General features: G+C 64.6%; 1 protein-coding gene and 1 pseudogene. Both read right to left on the bottom strand.

Annotated elements, in window-relative coordinates; genetic code table 11:
- A partial coding sequence (locus J5M71_RS27600) for a response regulator (RefSeq protein ID WP_207838737.1) occupies positions 1–366 on the bottom strand: 366 nt, incomplete at its 3' end.
- Positions 356–491 (bottom strand): annotated as a pseudogene (locus J5M71_RS29460) (histidine kinase); the annotation flags it as partial. The pseudogene J5M71_RS29460 and the gene J5M71_RS27600, both read right to left, overlap by 11 nt.

Raw genomic sequence — 491 nt, 5'->3', positions numbered from 1 at the left:
GGCCTGACGCAACAACGCGCGGACTCGGGCGAGAAATTCCTGAATGCCGAACGGCTTGGTCACGTAGTCATTGGCGCCGCCATCCAGCGCTTCGACCTTCTGCCCTTCACTGGCACGCACCGACAGCACCAGCACCGGCGTGGTCGCCCACTCGCGCAGTTCGCGCAGGACCTGCTGACCGTCCATGTCCGGCAGGCCGAGATCAAGCACCACCAGGTCCGGTTTGCTCAGCGCGGCTTGTGCCAGGCCTTCAGCGCCGGTGCCGGCTTCGAGCACCGTGTAGCCGTGGCGCTCCAGGCGTCGGCGCAGGGCGTAACGGGTGGCGACGTTGTCATCGACGATCAACAGGCGGATGTCACGATTCATCGACGTTCTCCAGAGCGATTGCCAGCGGGATGATGACAAAGAACGTCGAGCCCACGCCCGGCGTACTGTCTACCCCGACTTCACCGCCGAGCAGGGCGGCAAAACGCTTGCATAGTGACAGACCC

It is taken from the genome of Pseudomonas sp. 43(2021) (assembly GCF_017490805.1).
Classification (GTDB): Bacteria; Pseudomonadota; Gammaproteobacteria; order Pseudomonadales; family Pseudomonadaceae; genus Aquipseudomonas.
This window is presented reverse-complemented; position numbering and strand designations above follow the sequence as displayed.